22 protein-coding genes are annotated in these 22,065 nt (G+C 70.8%); 9 read left to right on the top strand and 13 right to left on the bottom strand.

The genetic code is table 11. The features are described 5' to 3' along the window. Positions 1 to 5: 5 nt before the first annotated feature. Positions 6 to 2,447 (bottom strand): cellulase family glycosylhydrolase, encoded by a 2,442-nt coding sequence (locus JOE59_RS15745; RefSeq protein ID WP_204462094.1) that lies wholly within the window; start codon positions 2,445 to 2,447, stop codon positions 6 to 8. A gap of 128 nt (positions 2,448 to 2,575) precedes the next feature. Beyond that, the gene (locus JOE59_RS15740) at positions 2,576 to 3,238 is read right to left on the bottom strand and encodes a pentapeptide repeat-containing protein (RefSeq protein ID WP_204462091.1); all 663 of its coding nucleotides are present in this window, start codon (positions 3,236 to 3,238) and stop codon (positions 2,576 to 2,578) included. An 82-nt stretch (positions 3,239 to 3,320) separates the two neighbouring features. Here JOE59_RS15740 and JOE59_RS15735 point away from each other — a divergent pair, with 82 nt between their 5' ends. Continuing rightward, complete coding sequence (locus JOE59_RS15735; RefSeq protein ID WP_204462089.1) at positions 3,321 to 3,551, top strand: hypothetical protein; 231 nt, start codon at positions 3,321 to 3,323, stop codon at positions 3,549 to 3,551. A 25-nt stretch (positions 3,552 to 3,576) separates the two neighbouring features. Here the strand turns inward: JOE59_RS15735 and JOE59_RS15730 are convergent, their stop codons facing one another. The 3 genes from JOE59_RS15730 to JOE59_RS15720 form a co-directional block, all read right to left on the bottom strand. Beyond that, positions 3,577 to 4,122: a YbaK/EbsC family protein gene (locus JOE59_RS15730; protein WP_204462086.1), complete on the bottom strand. Its 546-nt coding sequence runs from the start codon at positions 4,120 to 4,122 to the stop codon at positions 3,577 to 3,579. A 47-nt stretch (positions 4,123 to 4,169) separates the two neighbouring features. Continuing rightward, the gene (locus tag JOE59_RS15725; protein ID WP_204462084.1) at positions 4,170 to 5,096 is read right to left on the bottom strand and encodes a S41 family peptidase; all 927 of its coding nucleotides are present in this window, start codon (positions 5,094 to 5,096) and stop codon (positions 4,170 to 4,172) included. Positions 5,097 to 5,196: 100 nt separating this feature from the next. After that, positions 5,197 to 6,276 carry an SDR family NAD(P)-dependent oxidoreductase gene (locus tag JOE59_RS15720; RefSeq protein ID WP_204462082.1) on the bottom strand — a complete coding sequence of 360 codons (1,080 nt, stop codon included), beginning with the start codon at positions 6,274 to 6,276 and terminating at the stop codon, positions 5,197 to 5,199. A 73-nt stretch (positions 6,277 to 6,349) separates the two neighbouring features. On the opposite strand from JOE59_RS15720, the gene JOE59_RS15715 reads away from it, so the two are divergent. Then, the gene (locus JOE59_RS15715; RefSeq protein ID WP_307837094.1) at positions 6,350 to 6,931 is read left to right on the top strand and encodes a TetR/AcrR family transcriptional regulator; all 582 of its coding nucleotides are present in this window, start codon (positions 6,350 to 6,352) and stop codon (positions 6,929 to 6,931) included. A 15-nt stretch (positions 6,932 to 6,946) separates the two neighbouring features. On the opposite strand, the gene JOE59_RS15710 is transcribed toward JOE59_RS15715, so the two are convergent. Next, the gene (locus tag JOE59_RS15710) at positions 6,947 to 7,522 is read right to left on the bottom strand and encodes a hypothetical protein (protein ID WP_204462079.1); all 576 of its coding nucleotides are present in this window, start codon (positions 7,520 to 7,522) and stop codon (positions 6,947 to 6,949) included. Between the two features lie 96 nt (positions 7,523 to 7,618). On the opposite strand from JOE59_RS15710, the gene JOE59_RS15705 reads away from it, so the two are divergent. The 4 genes from JOE59_RS15705 (at position 7,619) to JOE59_RS15690 (ending at position 11,197) form a co-directional block, all read left to right on the top strand. Next, positions 7,619 to 9,043 (top strand): cellulase family glycosylhydrolase, encoded by a 1,425-nt coding sequence (locus JOE59_RS15705; protein ID WP_204462077.1) that lies wholly within the window; start codon positions 7,619 to 7,621, stop codon positions 9,041 to 9,043. A gap of 103 nt (positions 9,044 to 9,146) precedes the next feature. Beyond that, positions 9,147 to 9,593: a DUF2871 domain-containing protein gene (locus tag JOE59_RS15700; RefSeq protein WP_204463441.1), complete on the top strand. Its 447-nt coding sequence runs from the start codon at positions 9,147 to 9,149 to the stop codon at positions 9,591 to 9,593. 46 nt (positions 9,594 to 9,639) lie between these two features. After that, positions 9,640 to 10,557, top strand: coding sequence for a DNA-3-methyladenine glycosylase family protein (locus JOE59_RS15695; RefSeq protein WP_204462075.1), 918 nt, complete (start codon positions 9,640 to 9,642; stop codon positions 10,555 to 10,557). 127 nt (positions 10,558 to 10,684) lie between these two features. Then, entirely contained in the window at positions 10,685 to 11,197 is a 513-nt protein-coding gene (locus tag JOE59_RS15690; protein ID WP_204462073.1) for a hypothetical protein, read from the top strand. Between the two features lie 7 nt (positions 11,198 to 11,204). Here JOE59_RS15690 and JOE59_RS15685 read toward each other — a convergent pair whose 3' ends face one another. Beyond that, positions 11,205 to 11,612 (bottom strand): winged helix-turn-helix transcriptional regulator, encoded by a 408-nt coding sequence (locus tag JOE59_RS15685; RefSeq protein ID WP_239560321.1) that lies wholly within the window; start codon positions 11,610 to 11,612, stop codon positions 11,205 to 11,207. A gap of 98 nt (positions 11,613 to 11,710) precedes the next feature. Here JOE59_RS15685 and JOE59_RS15680 point away from each other — a divergent pair, with 98 nt between their 5' ends. Next, on the top strand, positions 11,711 to 14,029 hold the full coding sequence (locus tag JOE59_RS15680; protein WP_204462071.1) for an LLM class flavin-dependent oxidoreductase: 2,319 nt from the start codon (positions 11,711 to 11,713) through the stop codon (positions 14,027 to 14,029). A 40-nt stretch (positions 14,030 to 14,069) separates the two neighbouring features. Then, the gene (locus JOE59_RS15675) at positions 14,070 to 14,744 is read left to right on the top strand and encodes an NADPH-dependent F420 reductase (RefSeq protein ID WP_275581171.1); all 675 of its coding nucleotides are present in this window, start codon (positions 14,070 to 14,072) and stop codon (positions 14,742 to 14,744) included. Positions 14,745 to 14,816: 72 nt separating this feature from the next. On the opposite strand, the gene JOE59_RS15670 is transcribed toward JOE59_RS15675, so the two are convergent. Together JOE59_RS15670 and JOE59_RS15665 are read right to left on the bottom strand one after the other, a co-directional pair. Further along, entirely contained in the window at positions 14,817 to 15,161 is a 345-nt protein-coding gene (locus JOE59_RS15670; protein ID WP_239560319.1) for a cupin domain-containing protein, read from the bottom strand. Between the two features lie 78 nt (positions 15,162 to 15,239). Next, entirely contained in the window at positions 15,240 to 16,109 is an 870-nt protein-coding gene (locus tag JOE59_RS15665) for a carbohydrate kinase family protein (protein ID WP_204462066.1), read from the bottom strand. A 60-nt stretch (positions 16,110 to 16,169) separates the two neighbouring features. Here JOE59_RS15665 and JOE59_RS15660 point away from each other — a divergent pair, with 60 nt between their 5' ends. Further along, positions 16,170 to 17,093 (top strand): BadF/BadG/BcrA/BcrD ATPase family protein, encoded by a 924-nt coding sequence (locus JOE59_RS15660; protein ID WP_204462058.1) that lies wholly within the window; start codon positions 16,170 to 16,172, stop codon positions 17,091 to 17,093. 52 nt (positions 17,094 to 17,145) lie between these two features. On the opposite strand, the gene JOE59_RS15655 is transcribed toward JOE59_RS15660, so the two are convergent. The 4 genes from JOE59_RS15655 to JOE59_RS15640 form a co-directional block, all read right to left on the bottom strand. Continuing rightward, entirely contained in the window at positions 17,146 to 17,610 is a 465-nt protein-coding gene (locus tag JOE59_RS15655) for an SRPBCC family protein (RefSeq protein ID WP_204462056.1), read from the bottom strand. Next, positions 17,607 to 17,957 carry an ArsR/SmtB family transcription factor gene (locus tag JOE59_RS15650; protein ID WP_056654864.1) on the bottom strand — a complete coding sequence of 117 codons (351 nt, stop codon included), beginning with the start codon at positions 17,955 to 17,957 and terminating at the stop codon, positions 17,607 to 17,609. The genes JOE59_RS15655 and JOE59_RS15650 overlap by 4 nt, the downstream gene beginning before the upstream one ends. Before the next feature lie 135 nt (positions 17,958 to 18,092). Continuing rightward, entirely contained in the window at positions 18,093 to 19,523 is a 1,431-nt protein-coding gene (locus JOE59_RS15645; RefSeq protein ID WP_204462054.1) for a pyridoxal phosphate-dependent decarboxylase family protein, read from the bottom strand. Positions 19,524 to 19,671: 148 nt separating this feature from the next. Beyond that, positions 19,672 to 22,026 (bottom strand): arylsulfatase, encoded by a 2,355-nt coding sequence (locus JOE59_RS15640; RefSeq protein ID WP_204462052.1) that lies wholly within the window; start codon positions 22,024 to 22,026, stop codon positions 19,672 to 19,674. Positions 22,027 to 22,065 lie beyond the last annotated feature (39 nt).

Below are 22,065 nucleotides of genomic sequence, written 5' to 3'. Positions count from 1 at the left end.
CGAGGTTAGCCGTCGGTCGACAGCGTGTACTCGCCGTCGGCGCAGCCCGTCACGATCCATCCACCCGGCACCTCGGTCGTCTCGAGCTTCGTGATGCCGGTGACCTCGACGTCTGGCTCGGCCGTGCCGGGGACCCACACCTCGAGGTCGCAGCTGCGCTCGGCAGCTGTTCCCGTGAGGTCGACGACGGCGCCCTCGGCCTCGAGCGAGGTGAGCACGCCCGGTGCCGACTGCGGGTAGGCGCGGCTCAGGATCTCGAGGAGGCCGGTCTTCGGCGGGGCTTCGCCGCCCGTCTCGCACTCCTGCATCATGAGCGCGTTGCCGTACGGGCCGATGCCGTTCTGCGGGTCGCCGCAGGCCTGCTTCCAGACCCAATATGCACTGCCGAGCATGCGCTCGTCTTCAGTGTCGGCGTAGCGGTTCAGGCGTGACAGCGAGTCGGTGTCCTCGCCCCAGTTGCTCGCTTCACTGCCCCAGTAGCCGTACTCGCCCGACCACAGCGGGACGCCGTAGATGTCGGCGACGCGCTGCGCGAGCGCGAACTGGCGCTCGATGCTCACGATCGGCGGAATGCCGAGGTCGCGGTCCATCGTGATCGACTCGGCGTAGAGGTGCGGCGAGAAGACGATGTTGTCGTCGTCGGTGAAGCCGGGAGTGGGGCCGGTGTCGAAGCCGAGGCCCGACCACAGGATGCTCGGCTCGAAGAACACGATCTGCGGGGCGCCGGCCTCACGGATCTCGTCGATCGCCCGGTCGTAGAGCCTTCCGAGCTGGTGCGAGGTCGTCACGGGTGCGGTCTCGCCGAAGCCGGGCTCGTTGATGAGGTCGAAGCCCGCGACCATCGGCTCGTCGGCGAACTCGGCGGCGAGCCTGCCCCAGGTCTCGGCGAACGCGGTCTGCACGCCGTCGGTGTCGAAGTAGAAGTTCTGGAACGCACGGTCGCCGGCGGGGGAGATGTCGCGGCCGGTGAACTGGCAGCGCGGCGCGTCATCGGTGATCGTCGCCCACTCGGGAGCGCCGTCGTAGCCCCACATCTCCTCGGTGCCGGGGCGGCAGACGGTGCCCTCCTCGGTCGGGCCGTTCCACCAGCCGTCCTGGTGCATGTCGAGCACGGTGTAGATGCCGTGCTCCGTGCCCCAATCGACCGCATCCTCGATCTTCGCGAGGTACTCGGGGTCGAGGGTGCCGCGCTCGGGCTCGAGGGCCGACCACGAGATGTTGAGGCGCGCGACGTTGAAGCCGTACTCGGCCATGCCGGCGTAGTCGTCTTCGGTGAGCGGCCGGGTCGCGGGCACATCGGCCTGGTGCTGGTAGAAGTCGACGAGCTGGTTGACGTTCGCGCCGCGCAGCAGCACCTGGTTGCCGGCGCCGTCGGTGATGATCGAGCCCTCGGCACGGAGGAACCCCTCAGGGGGAGCCGTCTCGCCGGCCGCACCGGCCGCGTCGGCACCGGCCACGTCGGTGCTGGGCAGCAGGAGGGCCGCACCCATCGCGACCACGGCGATCGACGCGACGACGAGCTGCGGTGCACGCGACGCGGCGCGTCGGGCTCGCACCCGGTCGACGACGAGGGCGCTCACGCCGACGATCCAGCCGGCGCAGGCGCCGAACGCGAGCCCGTCGGCGACGGTCACGTACGCCGCCATCAGTGGCCAGATGTCGCCGGCGAAGCCGCCGTCGACGATGAGGGCGACGACTGCCTGCACGAGGCCGACCAGACCACCCGCGACGAGTGCTGCGAGCCAGCCTCCGAGCACGCCCGGCACGCGCGTCCGCAGCCAACCGAGGCTGAGCGCGGTCGCGCCTGCGATGAGCACGACGGCGACGAGCATCGAGAGGATGCCGCGGTCGGGCCGTGCCACCGGGATTCCGTCGGCGTAGACGGCGCCCGTCCACCACAGGCCGGCGAGGAGCGGCGTGACCGCGGCGAACAGCACGGCCGCCGGCCAGATCGACCCGCGTTCGAGCGTCTGCCGCGTCGTCGGGCCGCCGAACCAGCGAGCCAGTGCGGCGACGATGAGGGCCGCGGGCACGGCCTTCGCCGTCACGAAGCCGGCCGCCCAGCCGGCGACCGCGAGGTCCCACGTCATGACGAAGCACGCCGCCGCCTGCGCGAGCAGCACGGCGAGCACGACGCCGGCCGTGAGCGTCCAGAACCGGTCGCCTGCGCGAACCGCGGCCCACCAGACCACACCGAGCACTACGGGCACGAAGACCAGGTACGGGGCGAACGGCCAGACGCCGGCGCTCGCCTGCGGAATCGCACCCGACCAGCCGACCAGCGCGAGCAGCCCGGTGGGGTCGGCGACGGCCTGGATGACGATCAGGATGAGCATGGATGCGACGGCGACGAGGGGGCGACGAACGCCCGGGCGACGCTCGGGCGCGGCCTCGGGGGTCGAGCGATCCGCCTGATCGTTCGGCTGCGTCGTGGGGGCGTCGTGCATCGGGAACCTCGCTGTCTCCAACTGGGTCGCTTGACCCAGTTCGGCCAACACTAGCTCCCAACGGCGGCCCGGGGAAGAGCCGTTCGATCACGACACCGCATCGAAGCTGACCGCCGCCGGATCGGAGATCAGTCCACGACGCGGATGCCCAGGTGATTCGCGAGCGTGGCCGCGAGCAGCGCGACCTGCATGCCGTCCATCGTGGCGCCCTTCAAGCCCTCGATGCCGGCGATCGCAGCGAGGTCGAGACCCCGCAGATCGACGTCGGTGAGCTTCGCGCCGGTCACGTCGAGCGATCGCACGTCGCACTGCTCGAACGCGACGCGTTCGGCCTTGGCATTGCCGAGGTCGAGCTCCTCGATGGTGCAGTCGGTGAAGCGGATGTCGCGGACCTCCGACCCCCGCAGGTTCACGAAGCCGAGCTTGCAGCCGACGAAGCGCACCGACTGCCAATGGTTGTCGTAGAACTCGACCGACCCGATGCGGGAGCCCGAGACGAGCACGTCGCGAAGGGTCGCGCGGGGTGCACGCAGCACCGGGGCTTCGAGCCGCTCGATCACGGTCTCGGTCAGCACGGCCCCGCGGAGCAGCGCATCGTGGGCGAACACCCCGACGAGTTCGCACTCGCCGATCGCCACCCCGGTGAGGTCGCGTTCGGAGAGGTCGCCGCCGCGGTAGCGCCGAGCCTCGACCCGGTCGCCGGCCGACAGCTCGCCGATCTCGCCATCGACGAGGTCGGCGAGCACGATCTCGTCGAGGCGGGGCGGTTTGGGTCGAGCGTCTTTCGGCATGGCGTCCTCCGTCGGCGGCCCGATCGCGGGCCGCATCGAGGCTAGCGCCCGGCGCCGACAGTACGGCTTCTACGATGAGGGGATGCGTCGTACCCTGTTCGTCATCGGCGGCATCCTGCTGAGCTGGGTGCTCGGCGCGGTCGTCGTGCGCCTCGGCCTCGACTGGGCCGACACGTTCCCCTACAGCGAGGCATCCGAGTGGCGCTACCTCGGCGTCGCGATCGCGGCGCTCCTCGTGGCGATCGGCGGTTCGGTGGCGACGGTGCTCCTCGCGCGGCGGCGACGCCGGCGCGACTCCGCGACGCGGGACTGAACGGATCGATCGGCGCCGACCGGGGCTACGCGGCAGGCTGCGCGATCGGCAGTACCTCGGTGTTCGGCAGGCCCGCGAGCAGCGCGCCGGTGACCAGCAGCTTCGAACCGCGGATGCCGCTGCCGACGATGAGCCGCTCGTGCGCGGCGACCGACTCGTCGACGAGGATCGGCCAGTCGTCGGGCAGGCCGAGCGGCGTGATGCCGCCGTACTCCATGGCGGAGCGTTCGACCGCGGCCTCCATCGGGGCGAACGAGAGCTTGCGCGCGTCGAGGTACCGGCGCACCGCGCCGTTCACGTCGAGTCGGTCGGCGCCGCGCACGAGGCACGCCGCGAACCAGGTGCGTTCGCCGCGCCGGGCCTGCACGATCACGCAGTTCGCCCCGTCGCCCATCGCGATCTCGTAGTGCTCGCAGAAGGCGGCCGTGTCGGCGAGGCCCGGATCGATCGCGGCGACCAGCACGCCCGAGGCATCCGCTGCCTGCATCGCACCGATCGCGGTGGCGGTCGGCGCGGCGAGCAGGGCGGGGGAGTCGGCGGCGGGCGTGAAGTCGAGCGTTCCGAAGCGCATGGAGAGCAGCGTACGACGGCTGCCGAGCGGATGCCGCGTGCAGGGGTTCAGCCGACCGCGGCGGTTCGTTCGCTGACTCGTCGTCCGGCCTCGTCGATCGCGACCTGCAGCGCATCATCGGCGTCGACCACGATGTCGGGGACGACGCCGACGCCCTCCCAGTTCGTGCCGGTGATCGGGTTGACGGCGCGGGCGAACGGCACGGTGATCTCGATCGTGTCGGAGATCGGGATGAAGCGGGTGGGGTGCGCCCCGCCGCCCGTCGCAGCGCCGACGATCGTGGCGCGACCGATCGCCTGCAGGTCGTAGCCGAACTGCTCGGCACCCGAGAAGGTGGCCCCGCTCGTCAGCACGAAGACCTCGCGGTCGAGGTAGCGGGGTCCGGCCACGTCGGCGAGCGTCCAGTACTGGCGCAACGATGCGCCCTCGCGTTCCTGCACGGAGCTCAACTGCGTCTCGTCGTCGGCGGTGAGGTGGCTGATCCACGACTGCACGGCGTTCGGCGAGCCGCCGAGGCAGGCCCGCAGGTCGAAGACGAGCGCGTCGGTGCGGGAGACGAGTTCCATGGCGGCGGCGATCGCCGGTCCGGCGAGCGAGGCGTCCACGATCATGCGGAGGTCGATGAGGCCGATGTTGCCGTCGAGCCGCTCGACCTTCGCGATACCCCAGTTGTCGTCGCGGAACTTCGCGATGAGGGCGGCGACGACCTCCTCCTGGCTCCGCCCCGCGTTCTCGGCGGGCGGTTGGATCCGCGCCCGCACCCGCAGGTGCTTGTCGTTCGTGCGCGACTGCAGCTCGGCGGTCAGCCGAGCGCAGAACTCCGCCTCGTCGAGCCCGGCGAAGGATCCGGCCCGTTCCAGTTCGCGGATCGCGGCGCCGGTGGTGTCGGCGACCTCGGGGAAGACGTAGAGGCGTTCGAGGTGGCCGAGCGCGGCGTCGACGAGCTCGGAGGTCGAAGGTTGCGTGGTTCCCATTCCGGCATCGTATGGCGACGAGCCGGGGAGGTCACCCCTCCGAGAGATGAGACGGTGATGGGGAGCGGTCGCCCACTCCCCATCGCCGTGCGTGCAGTTCCTACGCTGCCGACCAGCCGCCGTCGCTCGCGAGCACGACGCCGTTGATGTTCACACCGTCGTCGCTGAGCAGGAAGGTGATCGATGCGGCGAGGGCCTCGGCCTCCGCGGCATCCGGAAGGATCGCCATCGCCTGGCGCACGCGCTCCGCGCCGAGCGGGGAGGCGAAGGTCGCCTCGATGTTCGTGATGGTCGCACCGGGGGCGACCGCGTTGACGCGCAGGCCGCTCGGGCCGTACATGAACGCCGTCGACTTCGTGAGGCCGACGACCGCGTGCTTCGACGCGGTGTAGGCGACGCCCGCTGCCGAGCCGCGCAGCGCCGCCTCGGAGGCGGTGTTGACGATCGAGCCGGTGCCGCGGGCGAGCATGACGGGCACGACGGCGCGCATGAGCTTCATGGTGCCGTCGACGTTGACCGAGAACACACGCTTCCAGACGGCGTCGGTGAGCTCGCCGATCGGCGTCATGTCGTCCATGATGCCGGCGATGTTCGCGAGGCCGTCGATGCGGTCGCCGGCTGCGGCAACGATCTCGGCGACCTTCGTGTCGTCGGTGATGTCGGCCACGAGGGTCACGATCTCGGCACCCTCGTGCTCCGAGGCGAAGTCGTCGAGGCGCTCCTGCGAGACGTCGACGGCGATCACGCGGCCGCCTTCGCGGGCGACGCGCGATGCCGTGGCCCGGCCGATGCCCGAGCCGGCACCCGTGACGATGACGGTCTTGCCGGCGAAGCGGCCCTGGTCGAGGCGCTCGACCCACTCGGGGCGCTCGACCTCGGGTGCCGCACCGGCGTCGGCCGACTCGGTGGTGGGCTCGGGCGCTTCGACGGAGGCATCCGCTGCGCCGGCCGGCACCTCGCCGGCTGCCGCGCGCGCGACGAGCTGGTCGACCATCTCCTGGCTGAACTGGCCCTTGCTGAGCTTGACGAGTCGCTTGATCGCGAGTCGCTGCACGGGCTTCAGCACGTCGGGGTTCTGGCCGGCCTGCGCGAGCAGGTCGCGGATGATGGGGCCGCCGACCGGGTGCTCGAGCCAGGTCTTGATCGAGTCGTCGCCCGAGAGGGTCTTGGGGGTGTTCATGGCGTGTTTCCTTCTCTTCGATGTCGTGCGAAGCCCATACCGGACATCCTTGTCCGGTAGTAAGGTAACATCCGTGCCTGAACGTGGGAAGGGAATCCACGAGGCCGCCCGCAAGGCCAATCGCGGTCCGAGCGCCGGCCCCGGGAATCGGCGCGCGATCATCGCCGCCGCGCGAGAGGTCTTCGCGGCCGACGGACTCCAGGCGCCCTTCAACGCGATCGCCAAGCGGGCCGGTGTCGGCCAGGGCAGCCTCTACCGCCACTTCCCCGACCGCCTGGCGCTCGCGGTCGCGGTCTTCGACGAGAACATCGACGAGCTCGAGGCCGCCGTCGAGCCCGAGAACGCGACCCTCGACGACCTGCTCGAGGCGATCATCGGGCAGGCGGTCGTCTCGACCGCGCTGATCGACCTCATCTGGCAGCACCAGCACGACGCACGCGTGGAGCACCTCGGCTCGCGGCTCGCGGCCATCGTCGGCGGGATCGTCGCGCGCGAGCGCACCGCCGGGCGCGTCGGCGACACCGTCGAAGACGCCGACGTGCTGCTCGCCGTCTCGATGCTCGCCGACCTGCTCGCCCGCACCGAGGCCGAGAATCGGCGACCCGTCGCGCAGCGCGCCTGGGCGATCTTCCACGCGGCGTTCGCGCCGCGCTGATGCGAGCGGTGCGCCTCAGGCGGTGACGGATGCGTCGGCGTCGGCGTCGTGCTCGACGGGGTGCGTCTCGGCCGAGGCCGCGGCATCCGCTTCTTCGCTGTCGTCGGATGCGGCGCGGCGCCCGGTGGCCGCGACGATCGCCGCGACCGCGCCGACGACGAGGCCGAGCAGCGCGCCCGTGATCGCGGAGACCACGACGTTCGCCGCGAGCGTGCCGAGGTACGTGCCGAGATCGGCGTGCACCATGAAGCTCGTGAACACCCCGCGCACGAGGTTGCCCGCGACGACCGCGACGGTCGTCACCCAGACGCCGCGGCCGAACGCGCGGCCGGGGCCGGGGGCGGGAGCAGCCCGGCGCTTCGGCGCCCTGAGCAGGACCAACGCGGTCACGAGCATGACGACGACCCCTGCGACATCCGCGAACCAGAAGGCCCACGTCGTGTCGCCGAGCGGCATCAGCCGCAGGGCGGGGATCAGGTAGGGCAGGCCCGCGGCGGCCGGCACCGCGAGCAGTGGGACGTACGTCGTGAGCACGCCGGTGATCGGCCAGATGCCGACGAGGATCGCGAGCGCGACGAGCGTCGCCAGCACCGACCAGTCGACTCGACGAAGGAGATGTGGGTCAACTGTCCTAGTCGGCATGCGATCGATGATAGCCTCCCCCTCACATGCGTCAAGGAGGACCGGATGTTCGCCGCTCGAAGCACCATCGCTGCAGGGTTGGGAGTGCTGCTCGTCGTGGGCGGCGCAGCTGCGGCGATGCGCACTCCGGGGCCGGCGGCGGCCGACTCCTTCATCACCGACGGCGACGGTCGGGCTCTCGTGCAGCACGGCTTCTCCACAGCGAGCAGCTCGAAGAGCGTTCCCGACGGCATGCCCGACTTCACCGAAGACCAGCTCGTGCAGGAGCAGGCCGACATGGGCACGAACTTCGTGCGCTTCCTCATCTCGTGGCGCAAGGTCGAACCGAGCCCGGGCGTCTACGACCAGGGCTACCTCGACGATGTCGAGGAACGGGCGGGCTGGTACGAGGAGCGCGGCTACCACGTGATGCTCGACATGCATCAGGACCTCTGGGGTTCCGGCATCACGCCCGAGGGCGACAACGGCAACGGCGCACCCGAATGGGCGACCTACCTCGACGGCTTCCCGGTCGCCCACCACGACCAGTGGGAGCTCTACTACCTCGAGCCCGGCGTGATCCACGCCTTCGACAACTTCTGGAACACCACCGGCGAGCACCCCGAGCTCACCGATCACTACGCCGGCGCCTGGCGCGCCGTCGCCGAGCGCTTCGCCGACAACGACGCGGTGGTCGCCTACGACCTCATGAACGAGCCGTACGGCGGCACCGTGCAGGGGCCCGCGTTCGAGGCCGGGCCGCTGACCGCGCTGTACCAGAAGACCGTCGACGCGATCCGCGAGGTCGACCAGGACTCGTGGGCGTGCCTCGAGCCCCAGGCGCTCGGCTTCAACTGGGGGCTGCCGAGCGCGCTCGGCGCCGTCGACGACCCGCGCGAGGGCGACCCGCGCATCGCCTTCTGCCCGCACCTCTACCCCCTGCCGATGGATCTCGGCGACGGCTTCAGCGGCCCCTCGCGCGACATGGTCGAGACGACGGTCGCCGCGTGGCGCTCGAACACGCTGCGCACGGCCGAGGCCCTCGGCGGCGTGCCGATCATCCTCGGCGAGTTCGGCCTCGACACGACGCTGCCCGGAGCGCTCGACTACGTCGACCTCGTCTATTCGACGTCGGATGCCTCGGGCATCGGCATCGCGTACTGGTCGCGCGACCCGGGGTCATGGGGCCCCTACGAGGTCGACGGCACCCCGCGCAACCTCATCACCGTGCTCGACCGGCCCTACCCGCGGGCGATCGCCGGAGAGCTGCACACGTGGAACTCGGAGCCCGACTCGCTCGAGATCTCCGTCACGCCGGACTCCGGTGACGGTGCGGAGCCGAGCGAGGTCTACCTGCCGGCGGCGGGCTTCCCCGACGGCGGCGTCGTCGAAGGTGGCGAGGTCGTCTCGTGGGACCCAGAGCTCCGCATCCTGCGGTTCACGATCGACGGCGACGACGACGAGCGGACCGTCGTCGTGCGACCGAGCTGACCGAGGGCAGGTTCAAACCTTCGTTGGATGCGGCACGGGACCGGTTCGGAGGAGTATCGAGGTGAGGCTCGATCACCTCGCCAACTTCTCGAAGGGAACCGCCATGCAGAAACTGTTCTACGCAGCGTTCGCGTACATGATCCTCGGTGTCGGCTCCGGCCTCTTCTACCGCGAGTTCACGAAGGCCAACGACTTCCCCGAAGGACAGTTCACCCAGCTCGGTCTCGTGCACACGCACCTACTGACGCTCGGCTTCATCGTGCTGCTCATCGTGCTCGTGATCGAGAAGGTCTTCGTGATCTCGAAGAGCCACCTCTTCGAGTGGTTCTTCTGGGTCTACAACGCGGGCGTGCTCGTGACCTCGGCGATGCTCACCTGGCACGGCTCGCTCACGGTCATGGGCGAGGAGTCGACGTCGGCGATCGCCGGCATCGCGGGCCTCGGCCACATCGCACTCACCGCCGGCATGGTGCTGCTGTTCCTCGCACTGCGGAGCCGCATCGTGGCGCCGAAGGACGCGGCGTCGGTCGCGGCGGCTCCCACCGCATAGCCCGAGCGGCCGCGTGGCTGTCAGCTGCGTGCGTCACACTGGAGCCGTGATCGCCGACCATGCCCTCAGCTGGCGGCCGCGGCATCCGACGGACCTGCGGCAGACGCTCGGCGCGCTGCGGCGCGGCGGCGGCGACCCGGCGTTCACAATCGACGCGAGCGGCGCGGTGTGGCGCACGACGCGCACCGTCGAGGGCGACGCGACCCTGCGGTTGAGTCGGGCCGATGCCGAGACGCTGCGCTGCGAGGCCTGGGGCCCGGGCGCTGGGGCCGCGGTCGCGCAGGCGCCCGAGCTGCTCGGCGACGCAGACGATCCCACCGGGTTCGAGCCCGGACTCCCGCTGCTCGACGACGCGCATCGGCGCAACCCCGGCCTGCGCATCCCTCGAACGGCGCAGGTCTTCGAGGCGCTCGCCGCGACGATCCTCGAGCAGAAGGTCATCACGCTGCAGGCCCACGATTCGTGGCGCCGACTCGTGACCCGGTTCGGGTCGCCCGCGCCCGGGCCCACCCCGCGGCCGATGCGGGTCGTGCCGTCGCCCGAGGCGTGGCGCACGATCCCGAGCTGGGAGTGGCACCGCGCCGGCGTCGACCCCAAGCGGGCGCGCACCCTGCAGAACGCGGCGGGCTACGCCGACAGGCTCGAGGCCGTCGTCGCGATGAGTCCGGCGGATGCCGCGGCTCGCCTCACCCTCATGCCGGGCGTCGGCCCGTGGACCGTCGCCGAGGTCGCCCAGCGCGCACTCGGTGATGCCGATGCGCTCTCGGTCGGCGACTACCACCTCGCGAACTACGTCGGCCATGCGCTCGCGGGGCGCGACATGACCGACGACGAGATGCTCGAGACCCTCGAACGGTGGCGCGGTCACCGCTACCGGGTGGTGCGCCTGCTCGGCGCGGCTGGGGTGCCGGGGCGCCCGCGTCGAGGGCCGCGCATGGCCTTCGTCGACCATCGGGCGATCTGATCGGGGCGCTGAGCGGGCCGCCGGTCTCCCGGGGGATGTTCCCTTGACGCATAGGACACGCATAGGCTCAGCAATTACCGTGCCCTGAGGCCGAACCGGCTTCTCCCGATTACGAAGGACAAACACCGTGAATACAACAGCCTCCAAGGTCAACGTGCCGCTGATCCTGCTCTGGGTCGCGGCATTGGCGCTGATCGGCGGGGGCTACTGGCTCCTGAGCTCGTCGACCGCAGCCCAGGTCGAGTTCTACACCTCGGGCTCGCAGGACGTCGCCGGCCTGCTCGGCGCGCAGTCGAACACGACGATCGCGGGCCTGCTGCTCGCCGTCGGCGCACTCGCCGTGGTCATCGCACTCGCGGTGCACGCGCTCGCGCACGTGAGCGCCCGCTCCGCGTCCGCCGAGGTCGCAGCGGCGTTCGCCGCTGAGGACGCCGCCTTCGAGGCTGAGGTCGCCCGTGCCGACGCCGAGGCCGACGCTGAGCTCGCCCGTGCCGACGCAGCGGCGGATGCCGCCGTCGCGCCGGTCGCCGAGGCGCCCGCCGTCGTCGAAGAAGAGATCGTCGTCGAGGAGATCGTCGTCGAGGAGACCGTCGCCGACGAGGCATCCGCCGCGGCGGACAAGGCCTCCGACCAGAAGTAGCCCGCCCTCAGCCGGCCGAGCGCTCCGTCTCGGCCGGCCGAGCGCGACCCCACTCGACGAGCGGCTGCAGCAGCTCGATGAGTTGGAGCCCCGCCGTGCTCGGCGTGTAGGTGATCGTCACCGGCGTCGTCGCCCGCACGTGTCGTTCGAGGATGCCCTCGACCTCGAGCTCCTTGAGCCGCGCGGCGAGCAGTCGGTCGGAGATGCCCGCGACGGCGTCGCGGTACTCCGAGAACCGGCGGGCCCCGCGCACGCCCGCGAGCAGGATCGCCGCGTTCCACTTGCGCCCCGCGAACTCGACCGTCGTCTGGAAGCGCCGGCACTCCGCCTCGTCGATGTGGCCGAGGTCGTGCAGGCGCGCGCGCCGCTCGTCGAGCATCGCGACGGTCGCGTCATCCGTGTCAACACTTACCATAGGTAAGTAGCTTACTCCCGGAATGCACCCGTGTCATCCGTGGTTCAGGATGGGGGAGTGGCGCAGGATGCCCGTGCGCCCACGACGATCGGAGCACGATGCACTACGGCCACGAACTGCAGTTCGGCACCTTCATCACGCCGAAGAACGACCCACCGCAGTTCGCCGTGCGACTCGCCGAACTCAGCGAGGCATCCGGCTACGACCTCGTCACGTTCCAGGACCACCCGTATCAGCCGGCGTTCCACGACACGCAGACCCTGCTCACCTGGGTCGCCGCCCGCACCGAGCGCATCCACCTCGCCGCCAACGTCACGAACCTGCCGCTGCGACCCCCGGCCGTGCTCGCCCGCGCGGCCGCGAGCCTCGACCTGCTCTCGGGCGGGCGCTTCGAGCTCGGCCTCGGCGCCGGCGGCTTCTGGGACGCGATCGAGGCGATGGGCGGCCGAAAGCTCACCCCCGGGCAGGCGGTCGACGCGCTCTCCGAGGGCATCGACGTGATCCGCGGCATCTGGGACCAGGGCGAGCGCGCCAGGTTCCAGATCGACGGCACGTACTACCGGGTCGACGGCGCGAAGCGCGGGCCGGCGCCGGCCCACAACATCCCGATCATCATCGGCGCCCTGAAGCCGCGCATGCTGCGCCTCATCGGGCGCAAGGGCGACGGCTGGCTGCCCTCGCTCGGGTACATGCAGCCCGGCGACTACGCGGCGGGCAACGCCCGCATCGACGAGGCCGCGATCGCGGCCGGACGCGACCCCCGCGAGATCCGTCGGATGGTCAACATCGGCGGCCGGTTCGGCGGCGCGGGCGGCGGATTCCTCAACGGCCCGGCCGCGCAGTGGGTCGAGCAGCTGCTGCCCTACGTGATCGACGACGGGGTGGGCACCTTCATCCTCGCGAGCGACGACCCCGGCACGATCGCGCACTTCGCCGAGGAGGTCGCGCCGGCCCTTCGCGAAGCGGCGGCGCGCGAGCTGCGAACAGCGGATGCCGCGGCATCCGTGGACTCGATCGCGCTGTCCGGCGGGGGCCCTTCGACGGGCTCGGGGACCAGCGTTGTGCGCAACTCGACGGTGCGCGCGAAGCGGCGCGACGGCATCGACTACGACGCGGTGCCCGCCTCGCTCGCGGCGGACGCGATCGAGCCCGGCGACTCCGGCTACGTGCGCGTGAAGTCGACGTACATGCGCGGCGGCGCCCCCGGCCTCGTGCTGCGACCGGCCGATGCCGGTCAGGTCGCCGAGGCGGTCGACTTCGCGCGGGCGAACCCCGACGTGCCGCTCGGCGTGCGGAGCGGCGGTCACGGCATCAGCGGCCGCTCGACGAACGACGGCGGCATCGTCATCGACCTCTCGCGGCTGAACGCCATGGAGGTGCTCGACGAGGCGAACCGGCTCGTGCGCGTCGAGGCGGGTGCGCGCTGGCAGGACGTCGCGGCGTTCCTCGCACCGCACGGCTGGGCGCTCTCGTCGGGCGACTACGGGGGAGTGGGCGTCGGCGGACTCGCGACGGCGGGCGGCATCGGCTGGCTCGTGCGCGAGCACGGGCTCACGATCGACCACGTGCGCGCCGTCGAGATGGTGCTCGCCGACGGCTCCATCGTGCGAGCGGATGCCGCGCAGCATCCCGATCTCTTCTGGGCCGTTCGCGGCGCCGGGGCGAACATGGGCATCGTCACCGCGTTCGAGTTCGAAGTCGACGAGGTCGGAACGCTCGGCTTCGCGCAGCTCGCGTTCGACGCGAGCGACACCGCCGGGTTCCTGCAGGCCTGGGGCGACTGGGTCGTGGACTCGCCGCGCGACGTCACGAGCTTCCTGCTCATGGGCGGCGCCCGCCCCGGTGAACCGCCCGTCGTGCAGGTGATGGCGGTGATCGACTCCGAGGACCCCGATACGGTCATCGCGAGGCTGCAGCCCCTCGCCGAGGTCGCGCCGCTCATCGGTCAGGACGTGCGGCTCACGACGTACGAGTCGATCATGGCCAACGCCGCCGACGGCAGCCACGGCGCCGAGGGCGAGCCGACCGCGCGCACCGGCCTGATCGGCCGCATCACCCCTGAGTTCGCGGCCGACGCCGCGCGATTCGTCGCGAGCGGGGCGACCTACTTCTTCCAGCTGCGCGCCGTCGGCGGCGCCGTGCACGACGTACCGGCGGATGCCACGGCGTTCGCCCATCGATCGGCCGAGTTCTCGGTCGTCGCCTTCGGCTCGAGCCGGCACCGGACGAGCGAGCGGTGGAACGAGCTCTTGGCGTCGCATTTCTCGGGCTCGTATGTGAGCTTCGAGACCGAGCTGGGCCCCGAGCTCGTGGCGGCGGCCTACCCGCCGGCGACGCTCGAGCGGCTGCGAGCGATCAAGCGCGAGGTCGACCCGGGCAACGTGTTCCGCGACAACACGAACATCGAGCCCGCGTGACCCGATTCGTCATCTGCGGAATCAAACTGCGGCGCACGCGTTGCAACCGAGCATGACGAACATCGCACCCACCCGTATCGGAATCATCGGCGCCGGCAACATCGGCGGCACGCTCGCCCGGAGGCTCGTCGAGCTCGGCCACCACGTCACCATCGCGAACTCGCGGGGCCCCGAGACCCTTGCCGAACTCGTGGCGGAACTCGGTCCCAACGCGACGGCGGGTACGCCCACCGAGGCCGCAGAGGCGGGGGAGTTCGTCATCGTGACGGTGCCGCTCAAGGCGTACCGCGACATCCCGGTCGAGCCGCTCGCCGGCAAGATCGTGATCGACACGAACAACTACTACTGGGAGCGCGACGGCCGCATCGCCGAGCTCGACTCGGGTCAGGCGACGGTCTCCGGACTCCTGCAGGCGCACCTGCCCGAATCGAAGGTCGTCAAGGGCTTCAACAACATCGCCGCCGCCGCGATCCTCACCGACGGCACCCCGACGGGTACGCCCGGCCGCCGGGCACTGTCGACTGCGAGCGACTTCGACGACGCCGCGGAGCTCGTCACTGCGCTCTTCGACGACCTCGGCTTCGACTCCGTCGTGTTCGGTCCGCTCGCCGAGAGCTGGCGTGCAGAACGCGACCAGCCGGCGTACGTCACGCCGCAGAACCGCGAAGAGCTCGTGGCGAACCTCGCGCGTGCGGAGCGGCTGCTCGCGGCGTGATCACGCGGCTACGGGGGTTTCGGCAGGCTCAACCCGCACACCTCGCTCTGCGGGTCGAGCCTGTCGAGACCGCTACTCGAGCCATTCGGTGATGAACGTCGGGCTCGCGTGGATGTGCGTCGAGATCATGGCCTCGGGGCCGATGACCACGAACTTGTGGGGAATCTGCGCCGGCACGACGAGCACCTGACCGCCCACGGCCTCCAGTTGTTCATCGCCGACCGTGAACAGCGCCCGCCCATGGCGGATGACGAATGTCTCGGAATACGGATGCAGGTGCAACCGCGGCCCCGAGCCGTCCTTCGAGCTGTACGTGAGGATGAGCGACACGTCGGAACCGATCGAGGCGCCCTCGATCGACTCGTGCCAGTAGACGTCGTCTTCGGCCGTGCCGCTGCGCTGGTGCATCAGAACCATGGTGTGCTCCTCGCTTTCGCGAGGCACACGGTACACCCGGCGCCGCCCGGCCGCATGCCTCGCGATGCGAGGCGGCGTTCAGAGCACCCGGTCGAGCACCGGGTGCAGGTGACGCGTCATGAGCACCGTCGCGGCGTGCCGGGCTCCTGCCCCGAGGGCGTCGCCGAGCGAGGCGCCGTCGAGGCGGGCGTCGAGCACTCCGGCCATGAACGCGTCGCCGGCTCCGTTGGTGTCGAGCACCTCGACGGGCACGGCGGCGACCTCCGTCTGCAGCATCCGCCCGTCGTCGGAGGCGCTGATCGCGATCGCGCCCTGCGCGCCCAGCGTGCAGACGACGACGGATGCCCCGCCGCGCACGCACTGCTCCATGAACGGCCGCGGGTCGGCGCCGATGCGGTCGGCGTTCATGAAGATCCAGTCGGCGGCCTCGATGAACGGGCGGTGGAAGTCTGCGCTGCCGTCGTAGTCGTGGATGTCGGTCCAGATCGGCCGGCCGGTCGCCCGCGCCGCGCCGATGAGCCCGCGTGAACGCTCCGAAAGGTCGAGCACGATCGCCGGGGCATCCGCCATCGCCTGCGTCAGGGCGGCCGACGGCGGCGTGCCCGGATCGGCCGGCGCGCTGAGGTAGAGCGAGACCCGCTCGCCCTGTCGCGTCATGAGGTTCAGGTGGCTCTCGGTGCGTGCGGCGGCGAGGCCCGCGAGCGCGACCCCGGACGCCTCGAGCGCGCCCCGCACGCGTCGGCCCTCGTCGTCGTCGCCGAGGAGGGTGTGCAGCAGCACGGGCCGGCCGAGGCCCGCGAGTCCGAGCGCCTTGCCGGCAGAGGTGCCGCCGATCGTCTCGTAGTCGTCGAGCGCGAACTGCATGTGGGGCACGGGCTCGGGCAGGCGCTCGAGGTAGACGATGCGATTCCAGGCGGCCGGGCCCGAGATGACGATGGGTGCGCTCATGGTTGGCCAGCGTAGCGGCGAGGTCCCGGGGTACGTCGCCCAACTGATAGCGTCGCAGCCGTGAATCCGACGAGCACTCTCGCGATCGACGCCGGCCAGTCGGGCATCAAGGTCAGACACACGGATGCCTCGGGCTCCGGTGAATGGTCGGCGCCCGGCATCCGCACCGACCTGCCGCTGCTGCCGCAACTGGCGCGCATCATCGAGCAGGCGCACGAGGGCGGTCGCACCGCCGAGCGTGTGGGGCTCGGCGTCTCGGGGCTGACCGACGACGAGGTCGACGCAGGTTACCTGCTCGCCGCCGCGGCGCCGATCGGCGCTCGAAGCGTGCATCTCGCCCACGACTCCATCACCGCCTACCTCGGTGCGCTCGGCGACGAGCGCGGCGTCGTCGTCGCCGCGGGCACGGGCGTCGTGACGCTCGCGGTCGGCGCGACCGACATCGCTCGCGTCGACGGGTGGGGCTACATCATGGGCGATGCCGGCAGCGGGTACTGGCTCGGCCGGGCCGGACTCGAAGCGGTCATGCGCGCCCACGATGGTCGCGGCGCCGCGACCGCGCTGAGCGAGGTCGTGCGCGCGGACTTCCCCGACCTCGAAGCGGCCTACATCGAGCTGCAGGCCGACACCGGGCGCGTGCAGCGCATCGCCTCGTACGCACGTGCGGTCGCGGACGCCGCTGCCGACGGTGACGCGGTCGCCGAGTCGATCATCACGAACGGAGCTCGCGAGCTCGCGGCATCCGCGTTCGCCGGGCTTCGCCGCGTCGGCGAATCGGTCGTTCCCGATTCGCACGTGCGGGGGGTCGGCGGACTGTTCCTCGGCGAGGTGCTCGGGCGCGAGTTCGTCGCCGCGATCCGCGCCGAGATCCCCGGAGCCGACATCCGGCTCGGCGAGGCGCACCCGCTCGACGGCGCCGCGGCGCTGGCCGACGTCGCGCCGACGAGCGCGCTCGCGGCGCACATCGCGGTCGCGCGCGTCTGAGACGCGACGCAGGGGCGCCCGCGGCGCAACCGCAGACGCCGCCGTCCGTGCGTCAGCTGCGGGTGAGGTACGCCTCGATGCGATCGAACGCGCCGTTCCAGACCTGGAACTGGAAGAAGTCGCGCAGCTCGGGGGTCGGGAAGCCGGTCTGCTCGACGGTCACGAGCGTGCCGCCGTCATTGGCCTCGAATGTGACCACGACGTGCGTCGTCATGCTGGTGCCGTCGGGTTCGCTGCCGGTGGATTCGGTGACGAGTCGGTGCGGGCGATCGATCTCGAGGTAGGTCTGGACCTCGCGGAACAGGGTCTCCCGATTCGGACCCCAGACCGCGGTCTGCGTGCCTCCGACTCGCAGGTCGACCTCGATCTCGACGATGCCCGGCTCCTCGTCGAGGATCGAGAACCAGATCTTCTGCTTCTCCGCATCCGTGTACGCGTCGAAGACCTGTTCCGGCGTCGCCGGCAGCTGGCGTTGGAGCCGGAGGCCGATCGTCTCGTTCGTTTCCGTGTCGCTCATGATTCCGTTCCTTTCGCGAGGGTGAAGTAGGCATCGAGGCCGTCGAGGCGGCGAGCCCAGAGCCGTTGATAGAAGGTGATCCATGCCATGGCGTCATCCAGTCGTTCGGTGCCGAGGGTGACCTGTCGCACACGCCCGACCTTCTCGGTCGCGACGAGCCCCGCGGCCTCGAGCACGTCGACGTGCTTGCGGATGCCGGTGAGGGTCATGCCGCTCGGTTCGGCGAGCTCGGTGATCGTGGCGGGGCCGGCACCGAGCCTGGTGAGGATGCCGCGCCGGGTCTCATCGGCGAGGGCGCCGAAGGCCCGGTCGAGCATCGACGGATCGAGTGCAGTTTGCTGAACCATGTGGTTCAGTGTAGAACACTGAACCGAAAAGTTCAATAACCGAGTTCGCGGGTCGATGGCGAGCGCCAGCGAGCGCATCGAGACCTGGTGCGGGGTCTCGATACGGCGCTGGCGCGCCGACTCGACCGGCGACGGCTACATCGTGTCGAGGATCGCGACGAGGTGCTCGAACGTCGTGTTCGGGTTCACGATCGCGAAGCGCGTGTTCGGCCGGCCCGCGTGCGAGCTCGGTGTCACGAACGCCCGCTGCTCGTCGAGGAGTCGCGCCGACCACGCGTCGTAGTCGGCCTTCGTCCAGCCGTCGCGCTCGAACACGACGACCGAGAGCTGCGGCGACCGCACGAGGCTGAGCCCCTCGCGGCTTCCGATCTCGTCGGCGATGCGCTGTGCGAGCGCGATCGAGCTCGAGATCGCCTCGCGGTACGCGGTGCCGCCGTACGTCGCGAGCGAGAACCACAGCGGCAGTCCGCGTGCGCGCCGCGTGAGGTGCGCGGCGTAGTCCGACGGGCTCCAGTCGCCGCCCTCGGTGAGGGTGTCGAGGTACTCGGCGTGCTGGGTGTGCGCGCGGCGGCCCTGCTCGGGGTCGCGGTAGATGAGGGCGCACGCGTCGAACGGGGCGAACAGCCACTTGTGCGGGTCGACGATCACCGAGTCGGCGTGCTCGACGCCCGCGAACCGGTGCCGCGCGAGCGGCGAGAGCATGCCGGCGAGCCCGTATGCGCCGTCGACGTGGAACCAGAAGCCGAAGTCGCGCTTCAGCTCGGCGATCGAGGCGAGGTCGTCGACGATGCCGAAGTTCGTCGAGCCGGCGGTCGCGACGACGGCGAAGACGGATGCCCCGTGCGCCTCGAGTGCGGCACGCACGTCGTCGCCACGCAGCATGCCGTCGCCGGAGGGGGTCACTGGTACGACGTCGACGTCCATCACCCGGGCCGCCGAGGCGATCGAGGAGTGCGCCTCTGCGCTGCACACGATCTTCCAGCGACCGCCGGGCGGCGCGGGCACCGCGGCATCCGCTTCACCGTCGCTCAGCCGGTGACGCGCGGCCTCGCGCGCGGCGACGAGGGCCGAGAGGTTGCCGAGCGTGCCGCCCTGCACGAAGACGCCGCCCGAGCCCGCGGGCAGGCCGAACTCGCGGCCGAGCCACGAGAGCACCTCGTTCTCGGCGTAGACCGCTCCGGCGCCCTCGAGCCAGGATCCGCCGTAGAGGGCGCTCGCCGAGACCACGAGGTCGAAGGCGGTCGCGGCCTTCGTCGGCGCCGTCGGGATGAAGGAGAGGTACTGCGGATGGTCGGTCGTGATGCAGGCCGGGGCGAGCACGTGCTCGAAGAGCGCGAGAGCCCGCGCCGCGCCGATGCCCTGCTCGTCGATCGTGCGGCCCGCGAGGCGGCGCAGCTCGGACTCGGTCACGGGCTTGTCGAGCGGGGTGTCGTCGCTCAGGATGCGGCGGCGCGAGTACGCGAGCACGAGGTCGACGAGGTGGCTCGTCTCGTCGCTGGTCGAGTGCATGCGGGTCGCGGGGTCGCGCGGCTCGTTCGCGTCGAGGTCGAGTTCAGTGCGGTGCATCCGGATGTCCCTTTCGGCTCGGCCGAACCGGGTCGCCGGCGGGCCACGGGAAAGTTTCACATACCTCGGCGCAACCGCAAAAAAGCCTCACGATTCCTGCGTCGCGCGCCGCTTCCATGCAGAAAGCGGCGCGCGAACGCAATGGTTGCTACTGGTGACGCAACGCCGCCTGCAGGTGCTCGTCGGGGTCGACGAGGTGGTTGTGGTCGTCGACCCCGAGTGCCACCTCGGCCCACTGCAGCGTGCCGCTGAAGGCGCCGCCCCACACCTTGTAGCCCTCGTACGCCGGCATGCCGGTGTCGCAGCCGGTATCCATGCCCTCGTCGAACGAGAAGTAGAGCGCGTGCGTGTGCTCGACGCGCCCGGTGCCGACCGCCTTGCCGTCGATGAAGAGCGACACATCGCCGCCCTTGCCGATGCCGCCGCCGTCGTAGGCGAACTCGACCCGCACCTGATGCTCGCCGGCGCCGATCGCGGTATCCGACAGGGTGGTCGAGCGCTGCAGGCCGCAGTAGTTGTAGTGGAAGCCGAGCTTGCCGTCCTCGGCGAAGAACGACCAGCCGCCGGTGCGGCCGCCTTGTGCGACGATCGCCCCCTCGAGCGCGCCGTCGTCGGGCACGACCACCTCGGAGGTGACCGAGAACGAGCGGTTCTTCACGTTGATCGCGACGTTCTCGCCGAGCCGCACCATGCCGGGGTAGAGCCGCAGGCGATCGCCCTTCGCGAGCGTCGGCCGGCCGGCGATCTCGGGGTTCATGCGCTCGGCGGCGCGGTCGTCCATCGGGAACACGTTGTGGCGCGCCGCCTCGATGAGGAAGAGCCGCTGCAGCTCGGCGAGCTTCTCGGGCTGCTCATCGGCGAGGTTCTTCGCCTGCGTCCAGTCGGTCGTCGTGTCGTAGAGCTCCCACACGTCGAGCGAGAAGTCGGGGGCCTTCGACACGACGTCCCAGGGGGTGCGGTGCTTCGTGACCGCGGTCCAGCCGCGGTGGTAGATGCCGCGGTTGCCCATGAGTTCGAAGTACTGCGTCGTGTGGCGTTCGTCGGCGGATGCATCGTCGAAGCTGTAGGCCATCGAGACGCCGTGCATCGGCTCCTGCGTGACGCCGTTGAACGTGTGCGGCTCGGCGAGGCCCGCCACGTCGAGCACGGTCGGCGCGAGGTCGATGACGTGGTGCCACTGCTCGCGCACCTCGCCCTTGGCGGCGATGCGGCTCGGCCAGTGCACGATCGTGCCGTTGCGGGTGCCGCCGTAGTGCGAGGCGACCTGCTTGGTCCACTGGTACGGGGTGCACATCGCGTGCGCCCAGGCGACCGAGTAGTGGTTGTACGCCTCGGGGCCGCCGACCTTGTCGAGGTGCTCCTTCCAGAAGTCGACGGTCTCGAACTGGCCGCCGCCGTTGGAGGCGGTCGTCAGCATGTAGGCGCCGTTGATGCCGCCCTCGGCCGACGCCCCGTTGTCGCCGATGATGTAGTAGATCAGCGTGTCCTCGAGGATGTCGAGCTCTTCGAGCGCGTCGATGAGGCGGCCGGTGTGGTGGTCGGCGTACTCGAGGAAGGCCGCGTAGACCTCCATCTGGCGGGCGAGCACCGGCTTCTGCTCGTCGGGCACGTCGTCCCAGGCGGGCAGGCCCTCCGGGCGGGCCGTCAGCTCGGAGTCGGCGGCGATGACGCCGAGCTCCTTCTGCCGGGCGAAGGTCTGCTCGCGCTGCGCATCCCAACCGAGGTCGAACCTGCCCTCGTACTTGGCGATCCAGTCCTTCGGCACGTGGTGCGGGGCGTGCGTCGCGCCCGGCGCGAAGTACACGAAGAAGGGCTTGTCGGGCGTCAGGCTCTTCTGCTGGCGCACGTAGTCGATCGCCTTGTCGGCGAGGTCGGGCATGAGGTGGTAGTCGGGGTCGGTCGGCGGCTCGATCGTCGTGAGCCCGTCGATGAGCGCCGGCGTGTACTGATTCGTCTCGCCGCCGATGAAGCCGTAGAAGCGCTCGAAGCCGCTCTGCGCGGGCCAGTGGTCGAACGGGCCGGTCGGGCCCGACTCCCACACCGGCACCTCGTGGCACTTGCCGAACTGCGCCGTGTTGTAGCCGCTCTGGCGGAGGATCTCGGGCAGCGGCACCGCGGTGTTCGGGCGCGTCGAACGGTAGCCCGGTGCGGGCGTCGCGGTCTCGGTGATGTGGCCCATGCCGACGGCGTGGTGGTTGCGACCGGAGAGCAGCGCGGCCCGGGTCGGCGAGCAGAGCGCCGTGGTGTGGAATCGCGAGTAGCGCAGGCCCTCGCCGGCGAGGCGCTCGGCGGTGGGCGTGTGGATGGGACCGCCGAAGGCACTGGATGCCCCGAAGCCGACGTCGTCGAGCAGGATCACGAGCACGTTCGGCGCCTGAGCCGGTGGCCTCGCCGGCTCGATCGGCGGGAACTTCTCGTCGAGCTTCTTCGCGTCGTACGCGACCGGCCCCTGGTACGGGCGGTCGGGTACGGGAAGCACGGATCCCGGTCGGACGTCGTTCATCTGTTCCCCCTCATGCGCGGCGTCCTTCGTCGCGCTCCT

Source organism: Agromyces cerinus, from assembly GCF_016907835.1.
Taxonomy (GTDB): domain Bacteria; phylum Actinomycetota; class Actinomycetes; order Actinomycetales; family Microbacteriaceae; genus Agromyces; species Agromyces nitratus.
The sequence above is the reverse complement of the archived record's forward strand: the minus strand, read 5'-3'. Positions and strand labels throughout refer to the sequence as shown.